The 26,741-nt window shown below is 32.1% G+C and carries 23 protein-coding genes; 12 read left to right on the forward strand and 11 right to left on the reverse strand.

Annotation, left to right across the window (positions count from 1 at the left end):
• Window positions 1–3 precede the first annotated feature (3 nt).
• Together ACVC2P_RS02940 and ACVC2P_RS02945 are read left to right on the forward strand one after the other, a co-directional pair.
• Complete coding sequence (locus ACVC2P_RS02940) at window positions 4–1,128, forward strand: hypothetical protein (protein WP_452596991.1); 1,125 nt, start codon at window positions 4–6, stop codon at window positions 1,126–1,128.
• A gap of 129 nt (window positions 1,129–1,257) precedes the next feature.
• Window positions 1,258–2,340, forward strand: coding sequence for an acyltransferase family protein (locus tag ACVC2P_RS02945; protein ID WP_452596992.1), 1,083 nt, complete (start codon window positions 1,258–1,260; stop codon window positions 2,338–2,340).
• A 97-nt stretch (window positions 2,341–2,437) separates the two neighbouring features.
• Here ACVC2P_RS02945 and ACVC2P_RS02950 read toward each other — a convergent pair whose 3' ends face one another.
• From ACVC2P_RS02950 to ACVC2P_RS02980, 7 genes are all read right to left on the reverse strand, one after another.
• Window positions 2,438–2,731, reverse strand: a complete 294-nt coding sequence (locus tag ACVC2P_RS02950) for a F0F1 ATP synthase subunit epsilon (protein WP_452596993.1) — start codon at window positions 2,729–2,731, stop codon at window positions 2,438–2,440.
• A gap of 12 nt (window positions 2,732–2,743) precedes the next feature.
• Window positions 2,744–4,252, reverse strand: a complete 1,509-nt coding sequence (gene atpD, locus ACVC2P_RS02955; RefSeq protein WP_452596994.1) for a F0F1 ATP synthase subunit beta — start codon at window positions 4,250–4,252, stop codon at window positions 2,744–2,746.
• A gap of 170 nt (window positions 4,253–4,422) precedes the next feature.
• On the reverse strand, window positions 4,423–5,940 hold the full coding sequence (locus ACVC2P_RS02960; protein ID WP_452596995.1) for a G-D-S-L family lipolytic protein: 1,518 nt from the start codon (window positions 5,938–5,940) through the stop codon (window positions 4,423–4,425).
• Window positions 5,941–5,942: 2 nt separating this feature from the next.
• A complete protein-coding gene (locus ACVC2P_RS02965; RefSeq protein WP_452596996.1) occupies window positions 5,943–8,717 on the reverse strand; it encodes a TonB-dependent receptor in 2,775 nt (924 codons plus the stop codon).
• A 167-nt stretch (window positions 8,718–8,884) separates the two neighbouring features.
• Entirely contained in the window at window positions 8,885–10,732 is a 1,848-nt protein-coding gene (gene glmS, locus ACVC2P_RS02970; RefSeq protein WP_452596997.1) for a glutamine--fructose-6-phosphate transaminase (isomerizing), read from the reverse strand.
• A gap of 5 nt (window positions 10,733–10,737) precedes the next feature.
• Complete coding sequence (locus ACVC2P_RS02975; protein WP_452596998.1) at window positions 10,738–12,420, reverse strand: DUF4270 domain-containing protein; 1,683 nt, start codon at window positions 12,418–12,420, stop codon at window positions 10,738–10,740.
• Between the two features lie 25 nt (window positions 12,421–12,445).
• A complete protein-coding gene (locus ACVC2P_RS02980) occupies window positions 12,446–13,252 on the reverse strand; it encodes a glycogen/starch synthase (RefSeq protein ID WP_452596999.1) in 807 nt (268 codons plus the stop codon).
• A gap of 186 nt (window positions 13,253–13,438) precedes the next feature.
• On the opposite strand from ACVC2P_RS02980, the gene panC reads away from it, so the two are divergent.
• From panC to ACVC2P_RS03025, 9 genes are all read left to right on the forward strand, one after another.
• Entirely contained in the window at window positions 13,439–14,287 is an 849-nt protein-coding gene (panC, locus tag ACVC2P_RS02985) for a pantoate--beta-alanine ligase (RefSeq protein ID WP_452597000.1), read from the forward strand.
• 13 nt (window positions 14,288–14,300) lie between these two features.
• Entirely contained in the window at window positions 14,301–14,651 is a 351-nt protein-coding gene (gene panD, locus ACVC2P_RS02990) for an aspartate 1-decarboxylase (protein WP_452597001.1), read from the forward strand.
• A gap of 36 nt (window positions 14,652–14,687) precedes the next feature.
• Window positions 14,688–15,608 carry a lysylphosphatidylglycerol synthase transmembrane domain-containing protein gene (locus ACVC2P_RS02995; protein ID WP_452597002.1) on the forward strand — a complete coding sequence of 307 codons (921 nt, stop codon included), beginning with the start codon at window positions 14,688–14,690 and terminating at the stop codon, window positions 15,606–15,608.
• 36 nt (window positions 15,609–15,644) lie between these two features.
• Window positions 15,645–16,790 (forward strand): alpha/beta hydrolase, encoded by a 1,146-nt coding sequence (locus tag ACVC2P_RS03000; RefSeq protein ID WP_452597003.1) that lies wholly within the window; start codon window positions 15,645–15,647, stop codon window positions 16,788–16,790.
• A gap of 43 nt (window positions 16,791–16,833) precedes the next feature.
• Window positions 16,834–18,192: a DNA repair protein RadA gene (gene radA / locus ACVC2P_RS03005; protein ID WP_452597004.1), complete on the forward strand. Its 1,359-nt coding sequence runs from the start codon at window positions 16,834–16,836 to the stop codon at window positions 18,190–18,192.
• 169 nt (window positions 18,193–18,361) lie between these two features.
• On the forward strand, window positions 18,362–19,096 hold the full coding sequence (locus ACVC2P_RS03010) for a hypothetical protein (protein WP_452597005.1): 735 nt from the start codon (window positions 18,362–18,364) through the stop codon (window positions 19,094–19,096).
• A gap of 198 nt (window positions 19,097–19,294) precedes the next feature.
• Window positions 19,295–20,185: a tetratricopeptide repeat protein gene (locus ACVC2P_RS03015; protein WP_452597006.1), complete on the forward strand. Its 891-nt coding sequence runs from the start codon at window positions 19,295–19,297 to the stop codon at window positions 20,183–20,185.
• Between the two features lie 102 nt (window positions 20,186–20,287).
• Window positions 20,288–20,545: a hypothetical protein gene (locus tag ACVC2P_RS03020; RefSeq protein ID WP_452597007.1), complete on the forward strand. Its 258-nt coding sequence runs from the start codon at window positions 20,288–20,290 to the stop codon at window positions 20,543–20,545.
• A gap of 110 nt (window positions 20,546–20,655) precedes the next feature.
• Window positions 20,656–21,402, forward strand: coding sequence for a hypothetical protein (locus tag ACVC2P_RS03025; RefSeq protein WP_452597008.1), 747 nt, complete (start codon window positions 20,656–20,658; stop codon window positions 21,400–21,402).
• Window positions 21,403–21,406: 4 nt separating this feature from the next.
• Here the strand turns inward: ACVC2P_RS03025 and ACVC2P_RS03030 are convergent, their stop codons facing one another.
• The 3 genes from ACVC2P_RS03030 to ACVC2P_RS03040 form a co-directional block, all read right to left on the reverse strand.
• Entirely contained in the window at window positions 21,407–23,176 is a 1,770-nt protein-coding gene (locus ACVC2P_RS03030) for a MutS-related protein (protein WP_452597009.1), read from the reverse strand.
• On the reverse strand, window positions 23,176–24,111 hold the full coding sequence (locus ACVC2P_RS03035; protein WP_452597010.1) for a M28 family peptidase: 936 nt from the start codon (window positions 24,109–24,111) through the stop codon (window positions 23,176–23,178). Before ACVC2P_RS03035 ends, ACVC2P_RS03030 begins: the two co-directional genes overlap by 1 nt.
• Window positions 24,112–24,200: 89 nt before the next feature.
• The gene (locus tag ACVC2P_RS03040; RefSeq protein WP_452597011.1) at window positions 24,201–25,340 is read right to left on the reverse strand and encodes a cystathionine gamma-synthase; all 1,140 of its coding nucleotides are present in this window, start codon (window positions 25,338–25,340) and stop codon (window positions 24,201–24,203) included.
• A 161-nt stretch (window positions 25,341–25,501) separates the two neighbouring features.
• Between ACVC2P_RS03040 and ACVC2P_RS03045 the strand changes: the two genes are divergently transcribed.
• Window positions 25,502–26,197, forward strand: coding sequence for a PdaC/SigV domain-containing protein (locus tag ACVC2P_RS03045; RefSeq protein WP_452597012.1), 696 nt, complete (start codon window positions 25,502–25,504; stop codon window positions 26,195–26,197).
• On the opposite strand, the gene ACVC2P_RS03050 is transcribed toward ACVC2P_RS03045, so the two are convergent.
• On the reverse strand, window positions 26,194–26,649 hold the full coding sequence (locus ACVC2P_RS03050) for a DinB family protein (RefSeq protein ID WP_452597013.1): 456 nt from the start codon (window positions 26,647–26,649) through the stop codon (window positions 26,194–26,196). The two genes, ACVC2P_RS03045 and ACVC2P_RS03050, sit on opposite strands and share 4 nt — an antisense overlap.
• Window positions 26,650–26,741 lie beyond the last annotated feature (92 nt).

A 26,741-nucleotide genomic window follows, 5' to 3' on the forward strand; every position in this document is an offset into this window, starting at 1 on the left:
ATAATGAACAATAAAACCATTATAACATTTGTCTGCTCATTACTTATAGGGTTACAAATAGCGCAATCTCAACAATCTCTTAAACGAGACAAACAACAAACGAAATTTCATTACTTACAAACGAATTTTCATTATGGATATATAAATGAAGGTAACATAGATTACTTAGATTTTTCAAACGTGGGGCCTTCAAATAATATTACCTATCAATTTTTATCTAAAAATCAAAAACAGTTACAAAAAGGTTACGTTAAAAACATTGCTGTAAATAGCTTTAAAGCTAGGGTATCACTACAGTTTAATGGAGGATTAAGTGAGGACAATATTAGAGATGATATTTTTAGCTTTAAACCTCAAAATATTGGGGTGTCGTTTTCAACTAAATGGGATAGAACCTCTTTTTTTGTAGGCTATGGTCGTGTAAAATTTGGGCATAACCCAAAAATAGATCCAGTATCAGACTTTACGGCAAATGTTACTAGAAACGATATTGGGTTTAATCAAGATTTAGGCGTCTTTTTTAAATCTCCCATTTCGGCTAATTTAGATGGAGAAATAGGTGTGTCTATTGGTGGTACGGTAAGTAAGTCTCTTTTAACCTATAATAGTACAATTGGAGAGTTCGATTATATTCACCTAGATTATAACGGCACTTGGTTAATTACAGGTAGAATAGGTTCACCAATGTTTAAACCATTTGAATATGGTATTGTGGGTATGTCTGGTAGATTAGATAATGGGAATAATGTTACAAGGCAAATTAATAGAGTAGGAGTAGATATTTTGAAAAAAATAGGGGAGTCATGGAAAATAGGAGCTTTGGCAGTAACAGGAAATACATTGTATAGCGATAATCGCTCAGATGAATGGAATTATAATTTACAAGGAAATATAGAATATTATTTAAAAGGAAATTATATTTTTAATGTATCTAATGGAGTCCTAATAAATAATTATAAAGATGATGCTATTGAAACAGGTATTAATGGACAACTTATTAATAGTTTCTCTTATGTTGCTTCACCGCATACTCGTTTTCGATTAAATCATTTTGTAAACTATTCTAAAACAAGCACAGCAGATTGGGGTGTAACATTTCAATTAATTACAGGTTTTGGACAGAGGTAATATACAATACAAATGTTATAATATTATAAAACACGAAGGCTTTACTTCGTGTTTTTTTATACAATGAAAAAAGGTTAATTTAGTAGTGTATTAAACTGAATAATAGATAGATATTAAATAAAATTAACCATGGCGCAACGCATAGAATCTGTAGATATATTAAGAGGAATTACTATTGCGGCAATGATTTTAGTTAACACTCCAGGAACTTGGAGTGCCGTTTACGCACCATTATTGCATGCCGATTGGCATGGGTTGACACCTACAGACCTAGTGTTTCCTTTCTTTTTATTTATTGTAGGTATTTCTATATATTTTGCATATAAAAACAAACCAAATGAATTTATTACATATCGTAAAATTGCTATAAGGAGTCTAAAACTGATTGGTTTAGGTTTATTTTTAGCATGGTTTTTACCTTATATTCCTTTTTTTGTTGATGTAGCAGATCTCAGATTTCTAGGTGTTTTACAGCGAATAGGTCTGGTTTTTTTCTTTTCGGCGATATTGTATCTTAATTGTAATTGGAAAGTGTTACTTGGTATAGCTATAATTATTGTAATTGGCTATTGGTTATTTTTGGGTTTTGTTCCTCTCCCTAATGGAGAATTTCCAACATTTAATAGAGCCCCTAATAACTGGGCTATGTATATAGATCTTAACTTGCTTGAAAACCATATGTGGCAAAAAGATTACGACCCAGAAGGATTATTTAGTACAATTCCAGCTATTGCTACCTGTATCTCAGGAGTATTGATCGGGAAATTATTAGATGGTCTTAAAAACGTTAGTTTGTTATTTATAGTAGCTATAATATTATTATGTTTAGGTTATTTACTTAATCTATGGTTTCCCATTAATAAAGCTATTTGGAGTAGTAGTTTTGTACTCGCAACAAGTGGTTGGGCAACGTTAATATTAGCTATTATTTATTATATAACAGATGTGAAAAAAGTAAAATTTGGAGCAATTTTTAAGTATATGGGGATGAATGCAATTACTATTTATTTTTTATCTAGCTTTATTTCTAAGGCATTTTATTTAACAAAAATAGGGGACGAAAATATTCATTCATGGATTTATAATACTGTATTTGTGCATGACTTTTTTAGTCATAAATTATCCTCATTACTTTACGGGCTATCGGTTGTTTCTTTTTACTTATTACTTGGGTATGTAATGTATAGAAAGAAGCTATTTATAAAAATATAATCTATTAATTTATTCTTAGATTTTACATAAAATAAAAAACGCGAAACTTAATTGTTTCGCGTTTTTTATTTTAAATATTATGAGTTATTTATAAAAGCTAATCTGCTAAAATAATAACTTTATTACCGTTCATTTCTAACGTTCCAGAGTTGATTTGAACTGTTAGTACTTTATCATCATCTGCATGAGGTACTACAAGTCCATGTAAATCGTCAAAAACTAAATGCGATTGCGTGTGTGTGTGAATTTGAATGCTTCCAGACTTTAAAAGAGACACTATAGGTGCGTGATTTTTCAGCATTTGAAATTCTCCATTTATTCCTGGAACAACAACAGAATCTACTTCGCTACTAAATATGGTAGCTTCTGGCGATACAATTTCTAAGTACATAGTTTTCTAGTTTTAAGCTTCAGCTAACATTTTCTCTCCAGCTTCAATAGCTTCTTCGATAGATCCTTTAAGGTTAAAAGCTGCTTCTGGTAAGTGATCTAATTCACCATCCATAATCATATTAAATCCTTTAATAGTTTCTTTAATATCTACTAAAACTCCTGGGATACCTGTAAACTGCTCTGCTACGTGGAATGGTTGAGATAAGAAACGTTGTACACGTCTTGCTCTACCTACGGCCATTTTATCTTCTTCAGATAATTCCTCCATACCTAAGATGGCGATAATATCTTGTAATTCTTTATAACGTTGTAATAACTCTTTTACTCTTTGTGCACAATCGTAGTGCTCATTTCCTAAAATATCTGCTGTTAGAATTCTTGAAGTAGAATCTAATGGATCTACCGCTGGGTAAATACCAAGCTCAGCAATTTTACGAGATAATACTGTTGTTGCATCTAAGTGAGCAAATGTTGTTGCTGGTGCAGGATCCGTTAAATCATCTGCAGGTACGTATACCGCTTGTACAGATGTAATAGAACCTTTTTTAGTTGAAGTAATACGCTCTTGCATTGCACCCATTTCTGTTGCTAATGTAGGTTGGTAACCTACGGCAGAAGGCATACGTCCAAGTAAGGCAGATACCTCAGAACCAGCTTGTGTAAAACGGAAAATGTTATCTACGAAGAAAAGTACATCTTTTCCTTGTCCATCTCCAGCTCCATCACGGAAATATTCAGCAATTGTTAAACCAGATAAGGCAACACGTGCACGTGCTCCTGGTGGCTCATTCATTTGTCCGAATACGAAAGTTGCTTTAGAATCTTTCATGGCAGCTTTATCTACTTTTTGTAGATCCCATCCACCGTCTTCCATAGAATGCATAAAGTCATCACCATATTTGATAATTCCAGACTCTAACATCTCACGAAGTAAATCGTTTCCTTCACGAGTTCTTTCTCCTACTCCTGCGAATACAGAAAGTCCACCGTGTCCTTTTGCAATATTGTTAATTAACTCCTGAATTAATACCGTTTTACCTACTCCAGCACCACCAAATAATCCAATTTTACCTCCTTTTGCATAAGGCTCAATTAAGTCAATTACTTTAATACCTGTAAATAAAACTTCTGTAGAAGTTGATAAATCTTCAAATTTAGGTGCGCTTCTGTGAATTGGTAATCCTGCATCACCCGCTTTAGGTAAGTCACCTAAACCATCGATAGCATCACCAATTACATTAAATAAACGTCCGTAAACGTCTCCTCCTATAGGCATTTGTATTGGAGCACCAGTAGCGTTAACTTCTGTACCTCTACTTAAACCATCAGATGAATCCATTGCTATAGTACGTACAGTATCTTCACCAATGTGAGATTGTACTTCTAGTACTAAAGTAGAACCATCAGGTCTATTTATTTCTAATGAATCGTAAATTTTTGGAAGTTCAGCACCTGCTCCGAATTCAACATCGATAACTGGACCTACTATTTGTGCAACTTTACCTGTAACTTTTGACATTACTTATCTATTTAATATTATGCAATTTAATTGATTGAAAACGCAATTTGTTTTCGCGTGCAAAGATAGTAGTTTTAATTTAATATTAAAGGGGTTTTTTAAAGCATTTTTAAGCATAAAAAAACGCCTTCAATTTGAAGGCGTTTTATACTGTTATTTATTAGGTAGTCTTATGGTAATAAAGGCGAATAATTTGTTGGATAATTAACCACTTTAAATAATGAATTTGATGCTTCAAAATTAGACCCATACGTTTTATCTATAGCTTTCATAAACTCATTAGCCATAATAGCATAACCTTGAGCTGTTAAGTGAATACCATCTAAACTTACTAAACCTCCAGTTACTAAATCTGTAGTTAAAATAAAGTCTCCGTTTTCAATACCTACTGTTGCAGCTTGCTGTAAAATTGCTTTAAAGTCTACAAAAGCTAAACCTGTAGCTTGTACTGTATCATCAATAGTTTGGTTATAAGCATCTGTTGCTGTTATTACTGCTAACTGCTCTTCTGGTGTTAATACAGATGCATCTCCTAATGGAGTCGCTGTACCTGCTCCTGTTGGTATAGCTGAAGATGTTGGTAATGTTATTAAATCATCTGCAGTTGCTTGTCTTAAGTTAATTAATTGAGGGTTTATGCCTGTTAAGTTTCTTAAGTCTTCATCTATAATTACTAGAGCATTATTATCTCCTGCACTAAATGTAATGGTTCTTTTCGCAATTTCTGCATTTGCCATTTCTTGTGTTAATGGTGTAGTAGCAACTAAAAATGCATAAGCTTGTACTATTCCTCCATTATAAAGTGCATATCCAGCGTTTAACTGTGCCGCTGTAGCTGCAGTTAAAGGTACTGGGTTGTGTGGTACTGTTGTAAAATATGGTAAATCTGTAATGTAAGGAATGTTAGCTAAAACACCTTGAGATCCATTTGCAGTTAATTGTGTTACTATACCATTAAATACTTGACCAAAAACTGTTGGATCTGTAATATCATTGTTACCATAAGTGGCAGGGTTAAAGTTACCTGTTTGGTCTTCACCAATACCTCCAGAGGTAGCATAAGATAATACATCGTTTCCTCCAATTTCTGATAATGTAAAGAATGTTGGAAGTTGTACCGCTGCATCTCCTAGTATTGTTGCTCCAGCAGATGTAGCAAAACGCCCAAAATATGGATTTAACGCTCCGTAGCCTGGCGTTACTAAATGAAAACTTTTTGCACCAGGGACACCAGTATTATTAAATGTGCTACCAAGGTTTACAGTAGCATCTGTTGTTATTGGTGGTGCCGGTGCTCCTAAATCTGCGAAAAATTCGTTTAATCGTTGTGGTCCAGATCCGTTAAATACTAATCTGTAAGGAATAATAGGCGTTGTACCTATTACCATTCCTCCTGTATTATCATTCATTAATGGCTGTGTAAAAGTACCGCCTCCAACTGTAGCAAATTTTTGTGATAATAAGTTAGGAAATGAGTTCTGTTGTGCTGCATTAAATAAAGCACCATCTGTAAAGCCTGCTGTAAAAGAAGCGCCTACTGCTACATAGTTAGAAAGTGTTGCACTACCCGCAGTTAAGGCTGGATATGTTGCTGCTGGTTCTGGTGCATCTATAAAATCTTCTTCGTCGTTACATGCTGTAAACCCTAAAGCAATTGCTAATAGGTATATATATTTTATCTTTTTCATTATTATAGATTGTTAATTGTTAATGAAACGTAGTATTGTGAACCAATAAATCCTGTACCAAAAGCAGTAAAGTATTCTTTACCAGTAATATTGGTAGCACCCGCTTTTATTATTGTTTTAATTGCTGGAACTCTATAGTTTATTTGAGCATCTAAAACATGGAACTCAGGTACAACACCTTCTCCAAAAGTTGCTTCCCAGAAGTAGTCATCGCTAAATCTGTAAGCTATATTAAATCCAAAGTTTTTAAATAATTCTGTATTACCAAAAGTAGCTTTAAACTTATGTTCTGGTGTATTAAAGTTTGTCATTAAATCTGGATCTGAAGATTGATCGAAATCTAACTTAGTATAAGTATAGTTACCGCTTAAATCAAAATTTCCAAATACTTTAGTAGATAAACCTAAAGAGGCTCCGTATGAATTAATACTTGCAGCAGAGTTTGTGTAAGTACTATATGTTTGGAAGTCATTGTTTACTATTGCTGCTACAGATAATGTATTATCCCCAACTGTTCCGTAGAATGGAGAGATTACCACTTCTTGAGAAATGAAATCTTGGTAAGAGTTATAGTATGTACTAAAGTCTACAATAACTTTGTCATACTTTCCTCTATATCCTACTTCTACAGATGTTACTCGTTCTGGCTTTATAATATCTGGATTTGCAATTGCGCTAGGTGCTGCTAAAATAGCAGGGTTACCTGTTGCTGCAAATTCTTGTACAGCTGTAGCTGAATAAGAGTTGTTGTATGCAACAGCTCCAGTTTGTGTAACACTACTTGGTTGACCAAGTGTATTTTGGGCAACTGTACTAACTGGGAATGTTCTTACATATCTATCTAAGTTATTAGGTGCTGAACCAACTAAAATAGCACGTCCTGCATCTAATCCAATAAATAAATCTTGTGTTGTTGGGTTTCTAAACCCTGTTTGTACAGAAGCTCTAATATTATGGTCTTTATTTAACGTTAAACCACCAGATAATCTTGGCGAGAAGAAACCGTCAAACAATTCTGATTTATCATAACGTCCAGAAGCCGTAATTTTTAATTCTTTACCATCAGATAATTCAAAGTTTTTTTGAATTTGAGTATAAATACCAGCTTCAGAGTACTTAATTTCTCCATTTCCATCTGTATAAATTGTTCCTCCAGAGTTTAAAGTATATTTTCTGTATGAACCACCAACTTGTATTTCTGCAAAGTCAATTAGGTGGCTAAAGTTATAGTTAGCATCACTATGGAAGTATTTAGACCTATCTTGAAATTTAGATCCTGTTGCTAAATCTGGATCATTTACACTTTTATTAAATGCTGCTTGAAATTCTGGAGTACCTGGTAAAAAACGACCAGTGTCTGCTGCTGCTCTTGCCGCATCATGTTTTTCTTGCTCTGTTAAACCTAATGGGTTACCACTTAAGTTAATGCCTGCGAATGTGTTAATATAATCACCAAACCAATCTGCATCACTTTTCCAAGCTCTGTTAATATTAATACCAGTAAAAACCATATCGTACGAATCACCAGCACTATCTGCTACTTCGTATGCTCTAGCAAAGAAGTTGTCGTTTTTAACTTCAAATTTATGTTGTTGTTGTGTAAAGTTTTTAATGTTATATCTGTTTGTTCCTTGGTATATAGTTGTACCTGTTCCTATTTTACCTACATAAGATATTTCTAAACTATTATCTGTTATTGGTCTTAAATAAAAGCCCCAATCAGCTTTAACACTTTCTGCATTATAGTTTGTTAAGTCACGTTCATTATAACCTGTTCTACTTACTACAACATCTGGTATAATACCTAAACCTGATGCTGAGCGTATATTTGTAGATACTTCGTCTCCATAAACATTAATTCCATCATAATTTGTATCTGCTCTTGTGCCTCCAGGAGTTGTTTTATCTACCTCACTTGTAGCTGCCCAATCGGTTCCTTTTAAGTAACCAAAGTTTACTTTAGCTGCAAAGTGGTCTGTAAATTTATGAGCCATTCTAATTCCTAGGTCTGTATAGTCATTATCTCCAGCTGCTTCTTGAGATGTAATCCCTCTTTTTATATAGCCACTAATACCTTCATGCTCGAAAGGATTTTTACTTCTCATAAATAAAATACCATTAAAAGCATTTGCTCCATATAGCGCAGATGATGCCCCAGGTAAAAGTTCTACACTTAATACATCTGTTTCAATCATACCGACTAAGTTTCCTAATGGGAAGTTTACTGCTGGAGCAGAATTATCCATACCATCTACTAACTGCATAAAACGAGTGTTTGCAAATGTTGCAAAACCACGTGTGTTTATAGATTTAAAAGTTAAACTGTTTGTGTTTACATCCACACCTTTTAAGTTTTCTAATCCATCATAAAAATCTGCAGATGCTGTATTTTTTATTTCTTTAAGACCAAAACGCTCTACCGTTACTGGAGATTCAAAAATACGTTCTGGTGTTCTTGATGCAGAAATGACAACTTCATCTAGAATACTACCCTCTTTTAAAATGAAATTTAATACTTGGTTGTTAGTAGTAACTTCAATTGATTCTGTAGAGAAGCCTACACTACTAGCTTGAATTGTAAAAGGAGGATCTTGACTTACGGTTAGTTTAAAGTTACCATCAAAATCACTTGAAGTTCCCGAAGATGTGCCAACAGCAAATACGTTGACTCCTGGAATGGGTTGACTATTTTCGTCTACAACTGTTCCAGTAATTGTTGTTTGTGCATATGTAATACCACAAAAAAGCAACAATAAAATTGATAAGATTGTTCTCATTTCTTTAATTAGTTAATATTGGAAAGACCAATATACGTTTTTTAGTGAGATCATAAAAAAAAGTTAACAAAATTATGCGTGCATAGCAAAAAAACAGTTAAAAATGAATAAAAAAAGGCACTATTCTTAATAAATAGTGCCTTTTTTATGTTATTCGATAATGTTGTTTATTCTACAGTTACCGATTTAGCTAAGTTTCTTGGCTGATCTACATTTTTATTTAATAAAACAGCTATATGATAAGATAGTAATTGTAGCGGTATCGTTGTTAAAAGTGGGGTTAATACTTCTAAAGTTTCCGGTACTTCAATAATATGATCCGCTAGGTTTTTAACATCTTCGTCTCCTTTTGTTACAATACCAATTATTTTACCTTTTCTTGATTTTATCTCCTGTATATTACTTACAACTTTTTCATAATGTCCTTTCTTGGTTGCAATAACAAAAACTGGCATTTGTTCGTCTATTAATGCAATAGGGCCGTGTTTCATTTCTGCAGCAGGATAGCCTTCAGCATGTATATATGAAATCTCTTTTAGTTTTAAAGCTCCTTCTAAAGCAACGGGGAAATTAAATCCTCTTCCTAAATATAAACAATTTTTAGCGTCTTTATATGTTTCTGCTACCTGTTTAATGTGGTTATCGGATTTTAAGGCTTCTTCTACTTTTCCTGGAATTAATTCTAATTCTTGTAGATGTAAATGGAATTTAGAGTTTGAAATACTTCCTTTTTCTTTAGCTAGTTTTAACGCTATTAATGTTAAAACTGTTATTTGTGTTGTAAATGCTTTTGTAGAAGCGACACCTATTTCTGGACCAGCATGTGTGTAGGCTCCAGCATGCGTTTCTCGCGCAATAGATGACCCTACAACATTACATACACCAAATACAAAGGCTCCTTTAGATTTGGCTAATTTAATTGCTGCAAGTGTATCGGCAGTTTCTCCTGATTGAGAAATAGCAATCACTACATCTTTTTCTGTAATTACAGGATTTCTATATCTAAACTCTGAAGCGTATTCTACCTCTACAGGTATTCTTGCTAAGTCTTCAAAAATATATTCTGCAACTAAACCTGCATGCCAAGAGGTACCACAAGCAATAACTATAATTCTGTTAGCATTTATGAATTTCTCGATATTATCGTCTATTCCAGACATTTTAATAATGCCTTGTTTTGCTCTTAAACGGCCTCTATATGTGTCTTTTATTGCACTAGGTTGTTCATGAATTTCTTTTAGCATGAAATGTTCATAACCACCTTTTACAATTTGCTCTAAATTCATTTGTAGCTCTTGTATATAAGGTGCTACTAATGAGTCGTTTTTAATTTTTCTAATTTTAACACCTTTTTTGCGTCTTACAATGGCCATTTCTTCATCTTCTAGATAGATGGCTTTTTTGGTGTATTCTAAAAATGGTGTGGCATCACTTGCAATAAAAAACTCATCTTCTCCAATACCAATAGCTAAAGGGCTACCAAGTTTTGCTACAACAATTTCATTTGGTTTGTTTTTGTCAAAAACCGCAATGGCGTAGGCTCCAATAACTTGATTAAGTGCGATTTGAACGGCTTTGCCAAGTTTTACGTTTTCATTTTTCTTTACATCTTCAATTAAGTTAATTAATACCTCGGTATCTGTATCCGATTTAAAAGTGTAACCTCTTTTTATTAATTCTTGTTTTAAAGATTCGTAGTTTTCTATAATTCCGTTATGGATTATTACTAAATTTCCAGAGTTAGAGTAATGAGGGTGAGAGTTAACATCATTTGGTACTCCATGAGTAGCCCATCTTGTATGTCCTATTCCTACTGTTCCGCTTTCGTCTATTTCTTGATCTACACGTTGTTCTAAATCTGCAACTTTACCTTTTGTTTTTGAAAGTTTAATATCCTGTCCGTCATATAAAGCTATTCCTGCACTATCATACCCACGATATTCTAATCGTTTAAGGCCTTCTAGTATTATTGGGTAGGCTTCTCTTTCTCCAATATATCCGACAATTCCACACATAGTTTTTAATTTTCTGTTTCTGTATAATATATTTCAAATTCAAGACGTTTTCCTTCAGGAATATTGTCTTTACTTCCGTGTAAAACAGTACCTTTAGGGGATAAAATACTTGTTACAGGAAAAGTGTTTATAGTGGCATCATCGTCGTCTTCAACAATGCCTTGAATTTTTGAATTGTTTATTATGTTTACATTGTTAGCTATATAAACTCCTAATTTTACATTTGTAGAATCTCTTAGTAATAAGTTGTTTATGTGCTCTGTTAGTCTAAACTTATAGCTTACACCATTGTCGTTACTGTCTCGTTTTAATATTTCAGAATAGCCAATTTTAGATTTTGTAGGTTCTGATGTATTTGTACTACCATCTAATAAATAATCTATTATTGGTGTGTTATTTTTTAAATCGTATAATAACAATCGGTCAGGTTCGTTACCAGCAACATCGTCTTGGTTTACATATAAAACTAAGTTAGCTTCGTTAATAAGCCATCTATCTTCTTTATCTTTAAAATAAGTGAATGCGTCAACTGGTGTACCTTCATCGTCTACTGTACCATTAAATAATTCTATAACGGCCATAGAGCCATCTCCTCCTTTAAGGTGTAGTTTATCGTCTCCTATAGTTGTGTTTGGTGCAACGGGTAAATTAAAGTCATTATTTATAGTATTTACTTTAATACCGCCTCCAAAAGCTAACCTGTATAATGTAGGGTTTCTTACATTTGTCCCCTCATCAATTTCTTCTTGATTTGTATAGTCTAATACAATGCTAGCCAATGAATTCGTTAAATCTAGCATTTGCATGTTACCACCTGTACCAGATGTGTTTTCTACCTTAAAGATTAAGCCTCTAAAAAATTCATTAAAGTTATTAGCATTGCTTAATACGTCATTATCTTCATTTGCAATAATTAAATTTTCCCAAAAATCATCAGGAACAATGTTAGGATCATTTAAGTCTACTCTTAAAGACGGTGGTATGCGTTCTTCTATTACAGGAGTTATGCCATCATCTTCAAAAACTAGGTTCCCGTCGTCATCAACTTCTTGTATTCTAATCTCGTCAATACTAGGTGTAAAATTGTCATTTACATATAAAAGCTCTCCAATTTGCGCGCAAAAAAGATCTTCTTGGTTAGAGTAATAGGCTTGAGGTTCTTCAAAATTTGTATTAGGATCTAAGTCTCTTAATAAATAATTACTTCTGTATATAGATAATTTAAACTTAGCTTGAGGGTTAAAACCTCCATATATAGAGTCAAATTTATACTCATTGTTTCCATTTTCATCTGTAGATTCAATTGAAGTAAAATATGGTACTGTTAGCATAACAGATTTTATTCTAGAAATAGACGCATCTGTTGGAGCTTCACCAAAATCTGGGTTGAAATTTGTTGGTGTAATTTGTGCAACAATACCCGCAGTAGTAATACCGTATACAGAGTTAGGGTCATTGTAAACACCAAATAAATTACCTGGCAAACCATTTGCTTGTATCCCGGTTGTGTTGTCTGTGATTTTTTGAGAATAAGAAACTACAGGGAATTTTATGCTGTTTGTTGAGAAGTTTTTAATCCCTTGGATGTCACTATCTAAATTAGAGAAATCTTTGTCGCAGGCTATCGTTACAAACAGGATAAGTGTTAGTAAAGCTAACGATTTTAGGGTGTTCGATATCTTTTTCATAAATATATTTTAATGCTCTTTTTAGCTATACAACGCTAGTATTGTAGAATTCTGTATATGCTTCAGCAAATTCGTCTTTTTCTTTAAAGTCTAAAACAGGCTTTTCTGAAGTTTTTAAATAGCTTTCTAATTCTTCCGGAATATCTTGAGAACCAATAATTAGTGCATCTGAATGATCTATTGCAACCTTCATTAAATTATTGTATGATGGTTTCTCTAAAACTTTAATAGCCTTTGTGTCGATATTATCGAAAGCTATTTTGTTAATCATATCATTATTTAAAGTGTCTTCAAAACTTTTACTATAAATAGAAGTTACTATTTTACTTTCGTTAAATAAAGGTTCGTCTTTATAAAACTGTTTTAAATAAAGAGGTAATAATGAGGCTAACCAACCATGTACGTGAATAATATCTGGAGACCAGTTTAATTTCTTTACCGTTTCTATAACACCTTTAGCAAAGAAAATAGCTCGCTCATCGTTATCTGGAAATAAATTTCCTTCTTCATCAGTTAATGTTGCTTTTCTTTTAAAGTACTCGTCATTATCTATAAAGTAAACTTGTATACGTTCTTTTGGTATAGAAGCCACTTTAATAATTAGTGGCATATCCAAATCGTTAATGACTAGGTTAATACCAGATAAGCGAATAACTTCATGTAATTGATGTCTTCTCTCGTTTATATTACCATATCTTGGCATAAAAATTCTTATTTGCCCGCCTTGTTGATTAACCATTCTTGGAGTTTCAAATGACATTGAAGAAATCTCCGTTTCTGGTAAATAAGGAACAACTTCAGACGACACATATAATATCTTTTTATCTTTCATACGATAGTTTTAATGTTAACGTTGTACACAAAAGTCGTTCCTTTTTTGGAAAGAAGTTTTGTTTACAATCATAATATTTAGTTAAGCTTTAGAAAATTCTAAAATAAAAAACACGCAAAAGTACAAAATTTTATGCAGATTGCTACTAATATATTAAGTTTGCACGCGTTAATTTTATATTAAATAATGAAGGTCTTTTCAAATAAAACAGAAATTCAAAACCATATAAGCGGAGAAAAGGATAAAAAAATAACCTTTGGATTTGTACCAACAATGGGAGCTTTACACAATGGACACTTGTCTTTAGTAAAAGAAGCACTTTTAAATAATGACTATGCTGTTGTTAGTATTTTTGTAAATCCAACACAGTTTGATAATGAAGAAGACCTTATAAAGTATCCAAGAACTTTAGAGAGAGATGTTACACTTTTAAAAACAGTTTCTAATAAAATAATAGTTTACGCACCTAGTGTAGAAGATATTTACGAAGGAAACACGAAGTCTGAACAATTTAGTTTTGATGGATTAGAGTTTGAAATGGAAGGCCGTTTTCGCGCTGGACATTTCGATGGTGTAGGGACTATTGTTAAACGTTTATTTGAAATTATAACACCAAATAATGCTTATTTTGGTGAGAAAGATTTTCAACAATTAGCAATTGTAAAAAAACTGGTAGAAAAATATAACATACCTGTGCGTATAATTGGTTGTAAAATACATAGAGAAGCTAATGGTTTAGCAATGAGTTCTCGTAATGAACGTTTAAAACCAGAATATAAAATAGCAGCTCCTTTTATTTATAAAACACTAAAAACTGCCAAAGAAAAGTTTGGCACAAAAAGTGCTAAAAAAGTTACGGAGTGGGTTGAAAAAGAATTTGCAAAACATAAATTATTAGAGTTAGAATATTTTATAATTGCAGATGTAGAAACCTTAAAACCAGTAAAACGAAAATCTAAATCTAAAACCTATCGTGCTTTTATTGCAGCTTATGCAGATGATATAAGATTAATAGACAATTTAGCACTAAATTAATTACCTTTGCCTCATGCAAATACAAGTAGTAAAATCTAAAATTCACAGAGTAAAAGTTACTGGCGCAGAACTTAACTATATTGGTAGTATAACTATAGACGAAGATCTAATGGATGCTGCGAATGTTGTACAAGGAGAAAAAGTTCAAATTGTGAATAACGATAATGGAGAGCGTTTGGAAACTTATGCTATTCCTGGACCAAGAAATAGCGGAGAAATTACATTAAATGGAGCCGCAGCACGTAAAGTAGCTGTTGGAGATACGCTTATATTAATTACTTATGCTTTTATGGATATAGAAGAAGCTAAAGTGTTTAAACCATCGTTAGTTTTTCCTGATGAAGCAACTAATTTACTAAAATAGGTTTTGAATAAAACAATACTTAAACTATTAAAAATAATGCTCCCAATACTATTGGGAGTTTTTTTAGTATGGTATTCGTTGCAAGATGTTCCCTTGTCTACGATTTTTAAGTATTGGAAAGAAGCAGATAAAAGCTGGATTGTTTTAGGTGTTTTTATTGGGTTGTTAAGTCATTTGTCTAGAGCTTACCGTTGGTTGTTTCAATTAGAGCCTTTAGGGTTTAAAGTTAAGTTTGGAAACAGTATAATGGCAGTTTTTGCTACCTATTTAATTAATTATACTATTCCTAGAGCTGGTGAAGTGGCTAGAGCATCTATTCTTACAAATTATGAAGGTGTTCCTTTTGAAAAAGGTTTTGGTACTATTGTAGCTGAGCGTGTTGCAGACTTGTTAGTTATGCTAATTATTATTACTATAACCCTATTTTTAGAATTTGATTTTATCTATAGCTTTTTAGTAGAACGGTTTAACCCAATTAAAGTAATTATAGGCATAACGGGTTTAATTATAGCGGGAGCATTTTTTGTATTTTATATTAAAAAAAGTACAACAGGAATTGCTTTAAAGATTAAAAATTTTGTTACAGGATTAATAGAAGGAGTTTTAAGCATTTTTAAGATGAAGAAAAAATGGCCTTTTATTTTTCATACGTTCTTTATATGGGGAATGTATGTTTTAATGTTTTATGTGACTAGTTTGTCTATTCCAGAATTAAACAATGTCCCTTTTGGTGCTATTTTAATAGGATTTATATCTGCTAGTTTTAGTATTGCTGCCACAAATGGCGGGATTGGGTCTTATCCTGTAGCAGTCTTTGCTGCATTTTCTATTTTTGGTATAACCAAAGACCCTAGCTATGCCTTTGGGTGGATTATGTGGGCTTCGCAAACTGTAATGATTATTGTTTTAGGAGGACTTTCACTCTTATACCTGCCAATTTACAACAGAAAGAAATAATTTGTACATTGCATTGTAAATTAAATTTAACCTACAATGCAAAGATTATTCTATTTTTTCGTTTTTATTTTCTCATTTCAGCAAATAACAGCTCAAACTATATATAAAGAATTTGAGTCTTCAATTTTAGGCGAGTCGAGACAATTAAAAATACAAGTGCCTAGAGGATACGATGATACCGATAAAAGTTATCCCATTGTTGTTGTTTTTGATGGAGATTATTTGTTTGAAATTGTTGCGGGTAACGTAGATTATTATTCATATTGGCAAGATATTCCAGAAGCTATAGTTGTTGGAGTTAATCAAGTAGAGTCAAGAGATAATGATACAAACTACTCTGAGCAAAACTCATTACCATTAGATGAAGGTGCAGAGTTTTTTGAATTTGTTGGTATGGAGTTAATACCTTATATAGAAAAGGTGTACCGTACAGAAAAATTTAAAGTAGCAGTAGGTCATGGCCAAACCGCTAACTTTATTAATTATTTTTTATTAAAAGATGTTCCATTATTTCAATCTTATATAGTATTAAGTCCAGATTTAGCACCAGATATGACTAGTTTTTTAAAAGAAAGATTATCTGGAGTAGAGACAAAAACATTTTATTATTTAGCAACGTCTAATAAAGATGTAAAGCATATAAAAAAGGGAACAGAGGCTTTGAATACAGCTTTATCTTCTATAGATAATAAAAACCTATTGCGCAGTTTTGATAATTTTGATGGGCCTTCTCATTATTCTCTACCTGCGCATGCAATACCTAAAGCTTTAGAAAGTATCTTTTTTGTATTTCAGCCTATATCTAAAAAGGAATATAAAGAGACTATACTTAAGTTAGATACTTCTCCTGTAGATTACTTAAAAGAAAAGTATGCCACTATAAAAGATTTGTTTGGAATAGAGAAACCAATTTCAGTTAATGATTTTAGAGCAATTGCCGCAGCAATTAAAAAAACCGAAAAGTTTGAACATTACGAAGAACTAGGTAAATTGGCAAGAAAAGAATACCCAGATACGTTACTTGGACATTACTATTTAGGGAAGTTTTATGAAAAAACAGGAAAACCTAAAAAAGCAATGAAAACCTATCAATCTGCTTATATTTTAGAGGAAATAGGAGGGATTACTAAGGATCAAGTTTTAGAATTATCTGAGCAGATTAAAGCAGATTTTGGTTACTAATATTAGATAACAATAAAATAATTCCAGTTTCTGGAAAATAAATATGGCAAAAGTTAAAACAACTTTTTTCTGTCAAAGTTGCGGTACGCAATACTCTAAATGGCAAGGGCAATGTACAGCCTGTAAAGAATGGAATACAATTGTAGAAGAGTTAATACAAAAACCGGAAAAGAGTGATTGGAAAACGCCTACTAATACAACAAAACGGGTTTCAAAACCGTTAAAATTAAAAGATATAGACTCTTCTCAAGAGGCGCGGTTAGATACTTTAGATGAAGAATTTAATCGTGTACTTGGTGGTGGTATTGTGCCAGGATCTTTAACACTTTTAGGAGGAGAACCTGGTATAGGAAAAAGTACATTATTACTCCAAATATCATTAAAATTACCATACAAAACACTATATGTTTCTGGAGAAGAAAGCCAGAAGCAAATAAAAATGCGAGCAGATCGTATTAATCCAGAGAATGATAGCTGTTATATTTTAACAGAAACTAAAACCCAAAACATATTTAAGCAAATCGAGGCTTTAGAGCCAGATATTGTTATTATAGATTCCATACAAACCTTGCATAGCGATTATATAGAATCGTCTAGTGGTAGTATTTCGCAAATAAAAGAATGTACTACAGAGCTTATTAAGTATGCAAAAGAAACAGCGACGCCAGTTATATTAATTGGCCATATAACTAAAGATGGACACATAGCTGGGCCAAAAATTTTAGAGCATATGGTAGATACGGTATTGCAATTTGAAGGCGATCGTAACCATGTGTTTAGAATATTAAGAGCACAAAAAAACCGTTTTGGTTCTACTAGCGAGTTAGGTATTTACGAAATGCAAGGCACTGGCTTAAGAGAAGTAAGTAACCCAAGTGAAATACTGGTTTCTAAAAAAGACGAAGAATTATCTGGAAACGCTATTGCTGCAACCATAGAAGGTATACGTTCTTTAATGGTAGAAGTACAAGCATTAGTTAGCACAGCCGTTTATGGAACACCACAACGAAGCGCTACAGGATTTAATGCTAAACGATTAAATATGTTGTTAGCCGTTTTAGAAAAGCGAGCAGGTTTTAGGCTTGGGGCGAAAGATGTGTTTTTAAATATTACAGGAGGAATTTCTGTAGACGATCCTGCAATAGATTTAGCAGTAGTTGCTGCGATATTATCCTCTAATGAAGATATGGCACTTCAACGCGATTTTTGTTTTGCTGCTGAGGTAGGTTTATCTGGAGAAGTGAGACCGGTACAACGTGTAGAACAACGTATTTTAGAAGCCGAAAAATTAGGGTTTTCTACCATATTTGTATCTAAGTATAATACTATTACTTTAAAAGATACTGCAATTAAAATTCAACTACTTTCTAAAGTTGAGGATTTGGTAGGGTTAATTGTTTAAGTCCATTTATACTAATAAATTATTGAAACGTATTAAATAGCGGCATCCGGTATCTGTAAACCTATTAAATAAGGGGTAAACAACCCTAGGTTTTAAGGTTGGCGCACGCGCAATTCATTTATACTTTCAAAATACATTTGTAGTGTCAAATATTAAACAATAATTACAAATGGAAACTAAACTAGAAAAAACACAACAATTTGAATTCGATGCACAAATGCAAGAAATAAATGTATTGGCAGCGGCTAAATCTAATCCATACCATTATGTTGGTAAAATGCACAATGATGCTTTAGCTTATATTGTTGACAAAGTAAAAAAGCCAGATGCCAAATCGTTAATAAAGCATGCTTTAGAATATCAAGCGCTTGCGGATAAAGGGTTTATTAAAACTTTTGATGATGTATTTGTCGATACATTAGCATTACAAACCGATAGGTTACTAAGCCATATCCAAAAAAATGATGGAGTAACACTAGGAATTCTTGATATCTTAACTTTAGATGAAGAAGTTAAAGACAAGTTATTCTGGCTAATTTTTACAATTTTAAACTTCGATCAAAACAATCAATCTATAATTGAGACTCTAGAAAGATTATCGTCATGGGAATTTAGAATAAGCCATTCTAAATTAATGATAGAACAACAACAAGTATTACTGTCTGCTAGTGCTATAGCAAGATATAGTTTAGATTATTGGACAGAAAATTTACAGCTTGAAGCCAAAGCCAATAGAAAGAAAAAATGTTTAAGAGCAATATTTACCGTATGTGCAGATGTTATTGGAGGTGTTGCTGGAGCAGTTGCAGGAACTACAGTAGGAGGGCCAGTAGGAGGTGTTATTGGTGCTGCTGCAGTTGGGAGCGCAATGTCGGGAGGAGCAAATTTAATTTTTAGAGATTAATGGTTAAAATATAATCAATGCTATAAATTCAAGGCTTTGTATTATATTAAGTTAAGCTACATTTTAGAAATAAGATGTAGTTTTTTTGTTCTAATTGAATAAGGTGCAGTTTGTACATTTATTATTACTGCTTGTAAATAATAATAGTAGTTATAAAGTATATATAATAGATTTGAGATCATTAAAAATCAATCTATTATGAAACGAACAGTTATTTTTTTATTAGCATTTTTAAGCCTGTCATTAAGCTTTTCGCAAACCATTAATAAAGAAGTTGTAGACGATAAAGGGAAGCCAAAATTATTAGGAGTTGTAAATAAAGAAGGCTTAACGACAACTAATTATGCTAAATGGTTTAATGAAAATTACAGCGAATACTTAGTTAACGATAAAGTTATAAATCAATTAAAAGACTCTATAAAAGGTTATACTATAAAAGTGTTTTTAGGGACATGGTGTGGAGATAGTAAACGACAAGTACCACGTTTTTATAATATTCTTGATGCTGTAAAATTTCCAGATTCTCAACTAGAAGTTATTGCTGTAGATAAAACAGCAGAAGCCTACAAACAAAGCCCAACAGGTGAAGAAAAAGGCTTAAATATACATCGTGTTCCAACCTTTATTTTTTATAAAGAAGGTAAGGAAATTAATAGAATAGTTGAATCTCCTAAAGAAACATTAGAGCGAGATATCCTTAAAATTGTTACAACAAATAAGTATACGCCAAATTATATGGCAGCTAATTATATGCATACTTTATTTCAATCGAATACTATAGAAGCTTTAAAATTATTAGAATCTACATTAGTGCCTAGACTTGCCGAATTTGTAAAAGGAAGTAGAGAATTAAACACTTTAGGTTATATGTATTTAAGAAGCGATCAAACGGAAAAAGCACTATATGTTTTCGATTTAAATACAAAGATATTTCCTTATAAATATAATGTTTATGATAGTTTGGGAGAAGCTCATTTTAAAAGCAAGAATTATGCTAAAGCATTAGAGCATTATAATAAAGTTTTAGAATTAAAACCAGAAGATGAAAACGCTTTGATTATGTTGAGTAAAATAAGAAAAAAACTATAATAAAAAGGTGGTTACATCCTGTTAAAGAGCGTTTTAATCCTCTTGTTGCATTCTTTTTTTAATGTGTTATTTGTATTGTTATTAATTTAAAATATATGTATTATGGCACCAAGAAATTGTAATGAAGCAAGAGTTCAATTAAGAAACCTAGAAAGAGCAATAGACCTATTTTGGGTGTTAAGCTTTCTTATTGGGGGTGTTGTTGGTATCGTCTCTTTAGGGTTAACAGCAACTGTTTTAGGAACATTAGCAGCTATAGGTATAACAGCAGGGACAGCGGTAACTTTAGCTTATGTTTACCGTAGGCTTTCAAAAGGAGCAAGAGATTTGCGTCAATGGATGGCAGATAATAACTGCTAGAAGAATATTATTTAGTATGTAAAATAAATTATTAGAAATAGAGTTTTAATACTACTAACTTAATATGTACAATTATTAAATCTCTCTATATAATATTCTTTTCATTATTATTGATTGGCTGTAGAACTCAAGAAAAAGAAGAACAATCAATCACTCCAAGAATAGTTGATGCTAGTGAAAAAGTGATCTATAAAAAAGAGTCACCAAAGCTAGATAGTGTAAAGCTTAACATTAATTTTAAACCCAAGGGAAATTATAAACTACACAAAACTAAAATTAGAGAAGATAAAGGCTATTTTAAAACGTTATTAGCAAACAATGCAAGTAAAGCAATAGATACCACTTCAAAATACCTTTACACAAAACTAATAAACGATATTGTGCCACATTGGTATAATACCCCTTGGGATTTTAATGGGCACACTAATACGCCTAACAAAGGTGAAATAGCTTGCGGTTATTTTGTGTCTACCACATTAAGGCATGTTGGATTTAATGTTAATCGTTATAAAATGGCGCAACAAGCAGGTTTAAACGAGGCAATAGCGTTGCAACCCAAAGAGGAGCTTAAAATATTTAGAAACTTAGATTTTAATACTTTAAAAAGTAAAGTAAATCAGGTCTATGATAATGGTATTTATTTTGTAGGGTTAGATAATCATGTAGGGTATGTTTTAATACATGATAAAATCCTATATTTTTTACATTCTAGTTATTACGATAATAAAGTGCTTATAGAACTAGCAGAAACGTCTCCGTGTTTTAAATCTAAAATTTATGTATTTGCAGAAATAACAAGTAATAGAAACCTCGTAAAAAAATGGATTTTAAATGAGGCTTTGTATATTCCTCAGTAATAAATTAAACAATCTCCATCTTTTTAAGTAAAAAACTAGCATTCATATTCTGGCAAATACCATGTTTTAATGTATAATCGAAATGTAATTCGTCGTTTATAATTTCGGCATCAAAATAATAGTTCTTAACATCCTTTAATTCTTGTTCAATTTCACAAAGACTTAAATCGTGAGTAGCAATAATTCCTGTAGCATTAGAAGCGACTAATTTTTCTACAAACTTACGTGAACCAATAGCTTTATCGGTACTGTTTGTCCCTTTTAAAATTTCATCTAGAATAATAAAATAAGGCTCTTTTTGTATAGTGTCTACAATAAATTTTAAACGTGTTAATTCTGAAAAGAAATACGAACTATCATCTGTTAACGAATCGCTTGTGCGCATGCTGGTAATTAATTTTACTGGAGCATACGTGCTAGCTTTAGCACATACAGGTAACCCTACATTAGACATAACAATATGTAATGAAACCGTACGTAAAAAAGTACTCTTGCCAGCCATGTTCGCTCCAGTAACAATAAAGAATTCCTGTTTATTAATAAGTAAGTCGCTATCTACACGTTTATTTTTATTTAATAAAGGATGCCCTAAATCTGTAGCTTTAATAACCGATGGGTTTGTGCTAATTTCTGGAAACACAAACTGTGGGTGATTAAAGGTGTAGCTTCCTAAGGAATTGTATGCGTCGAAAAAAGAAACGACTTCAAACCAATCTTTAACAGTATTTTTATAAGTCTCAATCCATTTCTCGATATTATAGGTTTGTTTTATATCCCATAAAAATAACCCATTACCAAAAATGGCAGAAATAATATTGTTTCTGTTATCTAAAGCATCAATATGTTGTGAAAACAATTTAAAAATTGATGATGCTGTTTTTTGTTCCGATTGAATTTGCTTTTGCTTACTTATAAGTAACTCTGAATTAAAAGTTTCATTTTCAATCTCATTTAATAATAGAGAATATTGTCTAAAGGTATCTTTAATTTTGCTAGTGTTTGTAGCAAGAGTATTTATTTTTTTTACAAATCGACCAGTAATACCTAAGCCTAATAATAACCAATATAAAAACAATAACGGAGGTGCTATACTAAAAATAATAAGTATAAAAACAGCAACTGAACCTAACGTGAACGCTAGAGGAAGCCATTTAATAAAAGAGGGTAAAAAGGATTGATGTGATTGTAACCATTGTGTTATAACGGGAGCAGGTGTCTCAACTTTTATAAGAGAAGCAATAGCAGAAAAACGTTGACGCCAATCTGGTTTTTTTGCTAAGTTATCTATCGCTTTTTGGCGCTCTATAATACCATCAGTTTTGTTTGCAACTAAAGCATTGGCTAAAACAGAAGTCCCTTCATTAGTAGCAGACCTGTTTATAAACTGAAAAAAAGAACCTCTACCAAATAAGTCGATATCTAAACTATAATAATGAGATGGGTCTTGAAATTGAGAACCATCTGGTCTATCGTGAAAATCACCAGAAGCAATTTTTAGTTCCTCTTCATTAATAGAAACTAAAGCTTGATGTAAATTTCGTTTTGCTTTTAAATCGGTATACTTAGATAATAAAAATAGAAATGCAGATAGTCCTAAAACACCAATAATTATTGCTATTTGCCATGTGCTAAACGTTAAATAGATAGCAAAACCAGTAGCTAAAAAAACTAACAAGCGAAATAGACTAAGGCTTGTTAATTGCTTTTTTAATCGAGAAACCTCAATAGTATGTTTTTGTAATTGTTGCTTATAATACGTTTTAGAATCGGTCATTATAATTTAGAGGCGTCTAGTGCTTTAAATACGTTAATAATGGTTTGCACAGCATTTTTATAAAATTCTGGGTGAATATTTTCGTAATCGTCTGTAGGTTTGTGGTAATCTTCATGATCTGCAACACCAAAATAAATAAAAGGAATTTTGGCTTTATGAAACGCAGCATGATCACTAGAAAAGGTCCAATTCTCTTTACCATCTTCTCCATCATGTCCCTTAGTTAATTTTAATGTATCTGTATTAAAACGATCTATAACAGGAATAAATTGAGTATTGTAGCGTGTGCCAACAGCAAATAATTCGTTATCATCACTTCGGCTTACCATGTCCATGTTAAGGTTTAGTTTTATTTTGTTGTTAGGAATAATTGCACTTTCAACAAAATGATAAGCCCCCTTTAAACCTAATTCTTCACCATCAAAAGCAGCTAAAATAACGTTATGCTTTGGTGGGTTTTTCTTAAAGAAATCTGCAAAAGCAAATAAAGCGCTTACGCCAGAGGCATCATCATCTGCTCCATTATATATTTTACCATCTTTAATACCTTCATGATCGTAATGGGCGCTAATTACAATATACTCTTCTGTAGAATTGGTTCCTTTAATAAGACCTAAAACATTAGTAGCATTGTATGTTTTTCCTCTCCCACTAAATGAAAAATCTTGTTCGTAACTACCATTTAAAGGAAGTACCTCTAAAGTTTTAAACTGCTTAATAATGTATGCTTTTGCTTTTTTTGCACCTTCTGTACCAGTTCTTCTACCTTCAAAAGCATCAGACGATAACGTTTTTACATGTTGTAATAAGGCATCAGAATTGTAAACGTAATCCTTAGACGGGGATTGCGTTTTACTAACGTGTTGTTTTCCGCTTTTACAGTTAAAAAATAAAGCAAAAATTAATACATATAATACTGTGAGTTTACGAAACATAATACTGTTGTTTAAAAAGCTAACATTGTATTAGCTATATGGTTATAATACAATTAAAATAAAGGTATTTTAATTGTTGTTTGTTTAATCTAGCCTAGAGCTTGTTTTAAATCGTTAATTAAATCCTCTACATCTTCTATACCAACACTTAATCTAATTAAAGAGTCTACAACACCTATTTTTTCACGATCTTCTTTAGGTATACTAGCATGAGTCATACTAGCTGGATGTCCAGCCAGAGATTCTACACCTCCCAAAGACTCAGCAAGTGTAAATATTTTTAAACTTTCTATTGTTTTAATAGACGCTTTGTAGTTATTTCCTTTTGTTGTAAAAGAAATCATGCCTCCAAAACCTTTCATTTGAGATTTTGCAATATCATGATTTGGGTGATTTTCAAAACCTGGCCAATAGACTTTTTCTACTTTTGGGTGCGAAGCTAAAAACTCTGCAATAGCCTTCCCATTTTCGCAATGGCGTTGCATTCTTACATGTAAGGTTTTAATACCACGAAGCGCTAAAAATGCATCTTGTGGCCCACAAATAGCGCCACTAGCATTTTGAATAAAATAGAGTTTACTAGCTAAGGCTTTATCTTTTACAATTAAAGCGCCCATAACTAAATCGCTATGTCCGCCAATATACTTAGTGGCAGAATGCATAACTATATCTGCGCCTAAATCTAGAGGTTGCTGTAAATAAGGTGTGGCAAAAGTATTATCTACAGCTAATAGTATATTGTGTTTTTTAGCAATAGAAGCAGTTGCTTTAATATCTATAATATTCATCATTGGGTTAGTTGGTGTTTCTACCCAAATTAGTTTTGTATTATTATTAATATATTGTTCTATAGTTGCAGCATTTTCCATGCCTACAAAATGAAACTTAATGCCAAACCCTTGAAATATTTTGGTAAACAATCTATAGGAACCCCCATATAAGTCATTAGTAGAAATAACTTCATCTCCGGGGTTTAGTAATTTCATTACCGCGTCTATTGCTGCTAAACCAGAGCCAAAAGCCATTCCAAATTCCCCATTTTCTATACTAGCAAAAGCATTTTCCAAAGCTTGTCTTGTAGGGTTGTGTGTTCTGGAGTATTCAAAACCTTTATGACCGCCTGGAGTAGATTGTGCATATGTAGAGGTCTGATAAATTGGTGGCATTACCGCACCATACGCAGGATCGTGATGTTGTTTACCGTGTATTGTTTTAGTGTTAAATTTCATGTGTTTGTAGCTTTGAAGAAGTTAAACCTTTGGTAGGTTTTCATCTTAAAAGTTTTGATTACAACAAAAATAGCTTTTAATTCGTTGTATTCAAATGTAAACAATGTCTTTAATCTATGTTTAACAATTCTATCTTTAAAAGATTTCAAATAGCAAGCTTTATGTTTTGTATAATATGCTTGCATTCTTGTAAAAAAGAAGTCGTTCTTAATTTTTCAGAAACTAATATTTTAGTAGAAAGCGATGCTATTGTAGAAATTAATATGCCAAAGGCAGAGGGGAAAACAGAGGCTTCTAAAAATATAAATAACACATTAGAGTCTTTTGTAAATAATGCACTAACTGTAGATGCCGCAAAAACAGCTAAGGCTAGTATAAAAGAAAATATAACAGCTTTTGGAGAATCTTATACTTCCTTTAAAGCAGAATTAGAAAAATTATCTTTAGATAATTTACCTATATGGGAAGCTGTAGTAGATGGAGAAGTGCTTTATAAAAATGAAACTATAGTTTGTATAGCTATGAATTCGTCTATAAACACAGGTGGTGCGCATAGTAATATTATTACTAAGTTTTTTAATTTTAATAGTACAACAGGAAAACCTTTAGAGTTTCAGGATTTATTTAATGACGTAGATGGTTTTAAAACCATAGTGAAAAAATATTATGATAAAGAATTATTAACAGGTTATGTAAATCCTAATGTAGACTTTAAAGAAGACGACTTCCAATTGCCTAAAACAATAGGGTTTAGCGATGATGGTGTTATTATCTTTTACGACACACTAACGCCAGCAGATGAACCTTTGGAATTTACAATTCCTTACGAAGTTGCTAATAAATATTTAAAAGTTTAAAGCGACTTTTTAAGTGCTAAAATATAACCTAAGTGAATGCCTTCATGAAAGTTATTAAATGTAATAGCATCTTCCACATTAGTTAAAGTGCTTTTTGTAGAAACAGTGTAGGTATTGTAATGCTTAAAAATCTTGGCATTATAATCTTCTTTTGTTTGTTCTATAGTAGAAAATAATAACCCTTTTATTTCGTCAACTTCATCTTGCGTTGCAACGTGTTCAGTTTTGGTTCCTTTTTTATATTTTAAAACTAATTCTTTTGAAACTAGCATAGGTAACTCAGATAGGCTATAGACTAATAACTGCTGTGTAACAACAGTGTGCGCAATATTCCAAAAGATATTATTAGAAAAACCAGCTGGAACTTTGTTTAATTCTTCTAAAGTAAAATGCTCTAAAAACGATTTAAAAAGCATACGGTTTTTTATAGTAATGTCGAAAGCGAAATCCATAAGTATTATTTTGGGATAAATGTATATAGAATAAATTAATTCTGCCATAATTAAAAAGAAAATTAAGTTTGATGGATTTACTCAAAAATGAA

The organism is Pontimicrobium sp. MEBiC01747, from assembly GCF_053601635.1.